Source organism: Rhodanobacter sp. B05, from assembly GCF_002001085.1.
Taxonomy (GTDB): domain Bacteria; phylum Pseudomonadota; class Gammaproteobacteria; order Xanthomonadales; family Rhodanobacteraceae; genus Rhodanobacter.
In genome coordinates this window covers 114,879-123,226 of record NZ_MUNU01000006.1, presented here as the reverse complement: position 1 = coordinate 123,226, position 8,348 = coordinate 114,879, and the positions used below count along the sequence as shown (strand labels likewise).

Genomic DNA, 8,348 nt, shown 5'->3' with positions numbered 1-8,348 from the left:
CACAATTCACCTGCGCACACTGTCAAAGATCCTTTCGCCGTCACCGTTGCCAGTGACACCCCAGGGACCTTTCGTCCCGGGTGAGCCGCCCATTCTACATCGCTTTTGGAGACCGTCAACACCTTCGATGGTGCTTTGCGAAGGGTCGAGCGAACCGCCACACGGCGTCGAACGGACGTGGGCCGCGCATGATAGGGCCTGCACTCTTTTTGGCAAGCACTTTCTGCGTCGGACGCCCGGACGACCGTCCCGTGCAAGGTCTGTCCGCAGTGGCTACGGATCAGGCGGCGATCAGCCTTACGCGGGCAAAGTTGCGCTTGCCCACTTGCAGCACGCCCTCGAAGCCGACATGGAAGATGCGCTGCGCATCCTCCACCACTTCCGCATCGATACGCACGGCACGTTCCTTCAGTTTCCGGTTCGCTTCGGAGTTGCTGCTGGCGAGACCTGCCGCAGTGAGCAACGCAGCCAGGCGCAGGCCCTCGGCCGGCACCGCGATGTCGGCCTGCGGCAGCAGCGAGGTGTCGCCTTCGCCGCGCACCACGGCATGCCAGCCCGCGATCGCCAGTTCGGCCGCGGCTGCGTCGTGGAATCGCGCCGCCAGTTCACGTGCCAAGCGCAGCTTGGCGTCGCGCGGGTTGAGCGCACCACTGCCAACATCGCGCTTCATGCGCGCCAGCTCGTCCAGCGACACGTCGAAGCTCAGCAACTCGAACCAGCGCCACATCAGCTCGTCGCCGATCTTCATGGTCTTGGTGACGATGTCGATGGCCGGCTCGTTGATGCCGATGTAGTTGCCCAGCGACTTGGACATCTTGTTGACGCCGTCCAGCCCCTCCAGCAGCGGCATGGTCAGAACGATTTGTGGCGGCTGGCCGTGGTGTTCCTGCAGGGCGCGACCCATCAGCAGATTGAACTTCTGGTCGGTACCGCCCAGCTCGACATCGGCCTTCAGCGCCACCGAGTCGTAGCCCTGCACCAGCGGATACAGAAATTCGTGGATCGCGATGGGTTGCTGCGCGGCATAGCGCTTGGTGAAATCATCGCGCTCGAGCATGCGCGCCACGGTGTGCTGGGCCGCAAGCCTGATCATGTCGGCAGCCGACATCGCGCCGAACCACTCGGAATTGAAGCGCAGCTCGGTCTTCTCCCGATCGAGCACCTTGTAAACCTGCTCGGCGTACGTTTCGGCATTCGCCAGCACATCCTCGCGGGTCAGCGGCTTGCGCGTGACGTTCTTGCCGGTGGGGTCGCCGATCATGCCGGTGAAGTCGCCGATCAGGAAGATCACCTGGTGGCCCAGGTCCTGGAACTGGCGCATCTTGTTGAGCAACACGGTGTGGCCGATATGCAGGTCGGGCGCGGTGGGATCGAAGCCGGCCTTGATGCGCAACGGACGTCCGCTCTTCAGGCGCTCGGCCAGATCCTCCCGCTTGATGATTTCATCGGCACCACGCGCAATCGTGGCCAGGGCCTGCTCAGGCTCGCTCATTGGACTCTCTCTGAAGGGTGACTTGCTTGATGGTCTGTAACGTAGGCGACTCGAAGCGGGAGGCAGTCGCCACCCTGCGTGTGCAGCAGAAGTTAATTGTGCGTTAATCAGAAATGGATCGCAAACCATTGATGGGAAAGGCATTGACGCCCTCTACACATCGCCGTTATGGTACGCCGAGTTTGTGACTGGGCGGTACGGGGCGAACAAGGCATGGCCGAAGAAAACAAGGGCGCGCTGCATGCGCGCAAGCAGGCCATATGCCGCAAGGCGCAGCGTCGTCACTCGCGTTTCTATGAGCGTTGTGCACACTGGTCGTTCAATCGTTCGGCCGACGTCGAGCCGATCCGATGGCACCGCGAGCACTGGATGCTCGCCAGCACGGCGCTGCTGATCACCTTGCTGTCCGGCTTCATCATGCCGGCCTGGGCCAGCGCGATGCGACCCGCCGCGGTACCCGAAGCGCACACGCTGTTGCCGCTGGCCCTGCCCAAGGTCGACCTGACCAGCACGCCCATTCCCACCGTGGATGACTGGCAGGTCGTGCGCGTCCAGCCGGGGCAGACGCTGTCCGACATCTTCAACGGACGCGGCCTCGGCATGAGCGATCTGCAGAAAGTGATGGATGCCGCAGGCGACAACAAGACGGCACTGCACAACATCCGCCCGGGCGAGGAATTCGACTTCCTGCTCGGCAGCGACGGCAGTTTGAAGGGCTTCCGCTTCGATCCCGACCAGACCACACGCGCGATCATCCGGCTTGACGGCGCCCAGCCCACGCTTGCCCTGCAGAAACGCGACATGGACCTGCGCGAGCAAGTCGCGCATGGCGTGATCCGCAGCAGCGTCTACGCCGCGGGCGACCAGGCCGGCATGAATGCGGCGATGGTCGGCAAGCTGGCGGACCTGTTCAAGTACGACATCGATTTCGTGCAGGATCTCCGCGCCGGCGACAGCTTCACGGTGATCTACGACGACATCTACCGTGACGGCGTGCGCTACAGCCAGGGCGATATCGTCGCGGCCGAATTCATCAACCAGGGCAAGCGCTATACCGCCTACCGCTTCAAGAAGGCCGACGGCAGCTACGGCTGGTACAGCGAGGACGGGCGTCCGATCCAGAAGTCGTTCCTGCGCATTCCGGTCGATTTCACCCGCATCTCGTCCAAATTCTCGATCGCACGCATGCACCCCATCCTGGGCCGCATGCGCGCGCACAAGGGCGTCGACTACGCCGCGCCATCAGGGACGCCGATCCACGCCGCCGGCGATGGCGTGATCAAGTACCACGGCTGGGAGAACGGCTACGGCAACTTCGTGGTGATCCAGCACAGCAAGACGATCAGCACCGCGTACGGCCACATGTCGCGCTTCGTCAAGGGCCAGCACGTCGGCGAACGTGTACGCCAGGGCGAAGTGATCGGCTACGTCGGCATGACCGGCCTGGCCACCGGCCCCCACCTGCACTACGAATTCCGCGTCAACGGCGTGCAGCGCAATCCGCAGACGGTGACCTTGCCGAAGCCCGAGCCGCTGCCCGCCGCGCAATTGGCCCGGTTCGAATCGCAGGTGGTCAAGCCGCAGCTGGCCCGCCTGACCGAGCTCGACAACCGGATCAAGCTGGCCCGCGCGAACGCCCCCGCCAACCACGACAACTGAGCGCCCATCCCGCGTGACTGACGACGCCACGGCGCTCTACCTCGGGCTGATTTCCGGTACCAGCGCCGACAGCATCGACACGGTGCTGGTCAACTTCCGCGACGGCACGCCGCAAACGTTGGCAAGTCATGCCCATCCCTGGCCCGCATCCCTGCGCGAACGCATGCTGGCGCTGGCGCAAGGCGAATCCGCGCTCGACCTGGACGCCTGGGGTCGGCTTGATGTCGAGATCGGACACCAGTTCGCCAATGCGGCACTGCACCTGCTCGAACACAGCGGCACGCCGGCGACGGCCATCCGCGCGATCGGTTCGCACGGGCAGACCTTGCGCCACCGACCGGGCGGCGACTATCCGTTCACCCTGCAGGTCGGCGACCCCAGCGTGATCGCCGAGCGCTGCCGCATCGACGTAGTGGCAGACTTTCGCCGCGCCGACGTCGCCGCCGGCGGACAGGGTGCGCCGCTGCTTCCCGCGCTGCATGCGATGTTGCTGGCAGCACCCGGCCGCACGCGGGCGGTGCTCAATCTCGGCGGCATCGCCAACATCACCGTCCTGGCCGCCGACGGCAGCGTGCGCGGCTTCGATACCGGCCCGGCCAACGGCCTGCTCGATGCGTGGTGTCAGCGGCACCGGGGCGAGCCTTTCGATCGCGACGGTGCCTTTGCCGCCAGCGGCCAGGTCGATCAAGGCCTGCTTGACGCCATGCTGGCCGATGGTTATTTCGCGCTGCCGCCGCCCAAGAGCACGGGGCGTGAATATTTCCATCTGGACTGGCTGGCCGCACACCCGGCCCTGGTCTCGCTGAAACCCGCCGACGTGCAGGCGACCTTGCTGGAGCTGACCGCGCGCAGTATCGCTGCCGCCATCGCGCAATACGCGGCAGCGGCCGACGAGGTGCTCGCCTGCGGGGGCGGTGTACACAACCACCTGCTGATGCGACGCCTCGATGAACTGCTGGCCCCGCGCAGCCTGCGCAGTACGGCAGAACAAGGAATCGATCCGGATTTTCTCGAAGCGACCGCGTTCGCGTGGCTGGCGCGGCAGCGTCTGCTCAACTTGCCAGGCAACCTGCCGGCGGTAACCGGGGCACGCGGACCGCGCGTGCTCGGCGCGATCTACTCGGCGCCGCGATCCGGCTCGTCGTAGCGGATGCTTTCCGGCGCGAGTTGCGTCGGACGAGTCCTGGCCAGGGCCTGCAGCGCTTCCTGGAACACGCCGCGTTCGGCCGCCTCCCAGTGCCCTTCCAGTATCGTCAATGCATTCGGGTTGCGCAGGCTTTCGCTGTACTGTTGCGCCACCGACATGCCCAGGCCATTGCGCAGCGCATCCAGCAACACGTCGTTGACCGGACACTGGCGCAGCTTGGCCAGCGTCGCAGCGCGCTCGGCCAGCAGGCCATCGACGTGATGAACGATCATGTCCGGCACAAGCGTCTCTCCGTGTAGCACATGCCCTGTTTGGCCAATGGTTGCATACCGCTGCCTGAACTGCGCGCCACGAGATGGATTTCGTGGCTGACTTGGCAGTTCCATTGTGACCATCGCCATGCCGGCCGCGCCACGGGAACTGCCGCGGCTGAACAAGCCTCGCTCAGTGCGGTCGCGCCAACTCGGCGCGATGGATCGCATGCCGCAAGCCGATGATCAGCAACAGCCCCGGCAGCGCCGACAAGGTGGTGATCACGAAAAAGCTCGACCAGCCCACCTGCGGCACCAGCCACGCCGCCAGCGGCCCCAGGAACACCCGGCCCACTGCCGCCAGCGACGACAGCAGCGCGTACTGGGTGGCGGAGAAACGCACATTGCACAGTGCCGTCACCAGCACCACGAAGGCGGTGCTGCCCAGTCCACTGAAGAAATTCTCCATGCCCACCACGGTGGCCAGCGCGTACAGGTTCGGCCCGCTGTGCACCAGCCAGATATAGCCCAGGTTCACCAGCGCTTGCGCCACGCCCAGCACCAGCAAGGCCGGAAACAGGCGGATGCGCGTGACCACCCAACCACCGGCCAGCGCACCGAGCAGGCCGGCGAACAGCCCGAAGGTCTTGTTGATCGCGCCCAGCTGGGTCAGCGTGAACTGCGGCACGCGCAGCAGGAAGGTCGTGGACAGCGACAAGGCGAACGCGTCGCACAACTTGTACAACACCATCAACGCCAGCCAGCCAAGCGCCAGCTTGCCGTAGCGCTGGAAGAAATCCGCGAACGGCTGCACTACCGCCTCGGCGAAGCTTCGCGTGGGCTGTTCGTCCGGCGCCTCGGGCGAGGTCGCCGTGACCAGCATCGCCACCAGCATCAGCGCGCCCATCAGCCGGTACACCGAGGCCCAGCCCACGTGGTCGGCAAGAATCAACGCCAGCGCACCGGACACCAGCATCGCGGCACGATAGCCGCCCTGCATGAACGCCGTGCCCCAGCCGCGTTCCTCTGGCCGCAGCAGGTCGGTGCGGTGCGCGTCATAGGCAATGTCCTGCGTCGCCGACGCGAACGCCAGCAGCACGCCGAGGAAGGCCAGCGTGCTGGCCGCTCCCTGCGGCGTGTAGAAGCTCATGCTGATCAGCGCCGCACCGCACAGCAACTGCATCATGAAGATCCAGCCGCGGCGGCGGCCGAGGAAGGGCAGCGGTATCCGGTCCAGCAACGGCGCCCACAGAAACTTGAAGACGTAGGCCTGGCCGATCAACGTGATCCAGCCGATGTCGCGCAGGCTCATGCCCGCGGTGGTGAACCACGCCTGCAGCGCGCTGCCGGACAACGCCAGCGGCAGCCCCGACGCGAAGCCGAGCAGGCCAATGCTGAGGATGCGCCAGCTGCGTCCCGTTGCGGCGACGGTCGGTTCAGTCGGCATAGTCAACGGTATACGGCGCATGGTCGGAGAAGCGCTCACCGCGGTAGATCGAGCACGCCTTGAGGCGCTCGCGCAGCGACGGCGTGACCACCTGGTAATCGATGCGCCACCCCACGTTGTTGGCTCGCGCCTGCCCGCGGTTGGACCACCAGCTGTACTCGACCGCGTCCGGCTTCAGCGCACGGAAGCTGTCGACCCAGCCGCGCTGCTGGAACAGCAGGTCCAGCCATGCGCGCTCTTCCGGCAGGCAGCCGGAGTTCTTCTGGTTGGACGACCAGTTCTTGATGTCGTTCTTCGTATGCACGATGTTCCAGTCGCCGCAGATCACATAGTCGCGGCCGCTGGCCAGCCACTGGTCGAAAATCGGCGTGATCCACTCCATCGCCTTGAACTTGAACTGCTGGCGCTCGTCGCCGGACGAGCCCGACGGAAAATACAGCGATACCACCGAGAGCTTGCCGAAACGCGCCTCGATGTAGCGGCCTTCGTTGTCGAATTCGTCCCAGCCCAGTTCGGTCAGCACCTGATCCGGTTTGCGCCGTGCGTAGATGGCCACGCCGCTGTAGCCCTTCTTGCTGCTGGCATCGCGATAGAAGCAGTGGTGGCCATCGGGGCGAAACATCGGATCGGTCAGTTGATCCTCCTGCGCCTTGGTCTCCTGCAGGCACACCACATCGGCGCGCTGCGCGCGCAGCCAGTCGAACACACCCTTGCTGGCCGCCGAACGAATGCCGTTGGCGTTGAGGCTGATGATGCGCATGGCTCCTCCGGATCGGCTGATGGGCGATCATAACAACCCCGGGCGACGGCAACAGCGCGTGTACCATGGCGGCCATCGCGCGACGCGACAACTGCCATCCGTCGCCTGCCCCGATCATCGATTGCCTGCGAGACGCATCCGTGCACGACTACCAACGCGACTTCATCGAGCTGACCTTGCGCCGCGAGGTGCTGCGCTTCGGCGAGTTCACCCTGAAATCAGGCCGCCAGAGCCCGTACTTCTTCAACATGGGTCGCATCGATTCCGGTGCCGCGCTGGCCCAGCTCGGCCGCGCCTATGCCGCCGCCGTGGTCGATAGCGGGATCGAGATCGACATGCTGTTCGGCCCCGCCTACAAGGGCATCGCGCTGGCTGCCGCCACCGCCATCGCGCTGGCCGATCAGCATCGGCGCGATCTGCCCTGGGCATACAACCGCAAGGAAGCGAAGGACCATGGCGAAGGCGGCATGCTGATTGGCGCGCCGCTCAAGGGCCGCGTGCTGATCGTCGATGACGTGATGACCGCCGGCACCGCCGTACGCGAATCACTGGCCCTGATCCGCGCCCATGGCGCCGAACCGGCCGGCGTGCTGATCGCACTGGATCGGCAGGAGCGTGGCCAGGGCGAGCAATCCGCCGCGCAGGAAGTGGCCACCGAGCACGGCATCCCGGTGATCGCGATCACCTGCCTGGACGACGTGCTGGACTATGCCGGCGAACAACCGCAATTGGCCGCCGAGCATGCCCGCCTGCTGGCCTACCGCGCCCGCTACGGAGTGCAGCCCTGAGTGCAGGCAGCGGAAAGACTCCGGCGAACCCGGTCACATCGACGTCACTTGCTGCTAGGCAGCCTGACGCAGGCGGCTATACTCCATGCGACAAGGGAGAATCCATGCGTAAATCACTGCTCATTCTGGCTGCCGCTGCGCTGGGCGCGAGCGTGGCCGTGTCCGCCCAGAACACCGGCAGCAGCATCCGCTACAAGTGGTACGACGGCCAGGGCCTGATGCATTACAGCGACAGCCTGACGGCGGAGGCGATGAAGTACGGCTACGACCTGGTCAACGATCGCGGCCTGGTGGTGCGCCACGTACCACGCGAGCTCAACGCCGAGGAACGCGCCGCCGCCGCCAAGGTCGCCGAGGCGCAAGCCGCGAAACAGCGTGCCGCGCAGGAAGTGGCCACGGCCGAAACGCAGATGTTGAACGCGTACCCGGATGAGGAGTCGTACAAGATCTCGCTGCAGCAGTCGCTGGACACCATCGACCAGCAGATTCACACCACCCAGATCAACCTGCGCAGCCAGGAGAAGGCGCTGACCGACCTGCTCGCGCGCGCCGCCGAGATCGAAAACAGCAAGAACCCGGTGCCGAAGTTCCTTACCGACAGCATCACCACCCAGCGCAACGTCGTCACCGGACAGCGCAATACGCTGCAACGCCAGCAGGCCTTGCGTGCGCAAACGGTGCAGCAGCAGGTCAAGCAGCTGGCGCGCTATCGCGAACTGAAGGCGGAGCAGGAAAAGGGCCAGCAGTAGGCTGCTCACGCAGCCTCCGCTGGCAGCAGACCCCGGCCAGGTCGGGGCCTGCTGC

At 65.4% G+C, this 8,348-nt stretch carries 8 protein-coding genes; 4 read left to right on the top strand and 4 right to left on the bottom strand.

Features of this window, described 5'->3' with window-relative positions; genetic code table 11:
- Positions 1-280: 280 nt before the first annotated feature.
- Complete coding sequence (gene tyrS, locus B0E47_RS01980; RefSeq protein ID WP_077511965.1) at positions 281-1,492, bottom strand: tyrosine--tRNA ligase; 1,212 nt, start codon at positions 1,490-1,492, stop codon at positions 281-283.
- A gap of 213 nt (positions 1,493-1,705) precedes the next feature.
- Here tyrS and B0E47_RS01975 point away from each other — a divergent pair, with 213 nt between their 5' ends.
- Both B0E47_RS01975 and B0E47_RS01970 read left to right on the top strand, forming a co-directional pair.
- The gene (locus B0E47_RS01975; protein ID WP_077511963.1) at positions 1,706-3,151 is read left to right on the top strand and encodes a peptidoglycan DD-metalloendopeptidase family protein; all 1,446 of its coding nucleotides are present in this window, start codon (positions 1,706-1,708) and stop codon (positions 3,149-3,151) included.
- A gap of 13 nt (positions 3,152-3,164) precedes the next feature.
- The gene (locus B0E47_RS01970) at positions 3,165-4,298 is read left to right on the top strand and encodes an anhydro-N-acetylmuramic acid kinase (RefSeq protein ID WP_077511961.1); all 1,134 of its coding nucleotides are present in this window, start codon (positions 3,165-3,167) and stop codon (positions 4,296-4,298) included.
- Here B0E47_RS01970 and B0E47_RS01965 read toward each other — a convergent pair.
- The 3 genes from B0E47_RS01965 to B0E47_RS01955 form a co-directional block, all read right to left on the bottom strand.
- A complete protein-coding gene (locus B0E47_RS01965) occupies positions 4,268-4,570 on the bottom strand; it encodes a hypothetical protein (RefSeq protein ID WP_254422764.1) in 303 nt (100 codons plus the stop codon). The two genes, B0E47_RS01970 and B0E47_RS01965, sit on opposite strands and share 31 nt — an antisense overlap.
- Before the next feature lie 172 nt (positions 4,571-4,742).
- Entirely contained in the window at positions 4,743-5,996 is a 1,254-nt protein-coding gene (locus B0E47_RS01960; protein WP_077511957.1) for an MFS transporter, read from the bottom strand.
- Positions 5,986-6,756: an exodeoxyribonuclease III gene (locus B0E47_RS01955; protein WP_077511955.1), complete on the bottom strand. Its 771-nt coding sequence runs from the start codon at positions 6,754-6,756 to the stop codon at positions 5,986-5,988. The genes B0E47_RS01960 and B0E47_RS01955 overlap by 11 nt, the downstream gene beginning before the upstream one ends.
- Before the next feature lie 140 nt (positions 6,757-6,896).
- Here B0E47_RS01955 and pyrE point away from each other — a divergent pair, with 140 nt between their 5' ends.
- Positions 6,897-7,544, top strand: a complete 648-nt coding sequence (gene pyrE, locus B0E47_RS01950; protein ID WP_139351298.1) for an orotate phosphoribosyltransferase — start codon at positions 6,897-6,899, stop codon at positions 7,542-7,544.
- A 104-nt stretch (positions 7,545-7,648) separates the two neighbouring features.
- Positions 7,649-8,293 (top strand): DUF4124 domain-containing protein, encoded by a 645-nt coding sequence (locus tag B0E47_RS01945; protein ID WP_077511951.1) that lies wholly within the window; start codon positions 7,649-7,651, stop codon positions 8,291-8,293.
- The last annotated feature ends 55 nt before the right edge of the window (positions 8,294-8,348 follow it).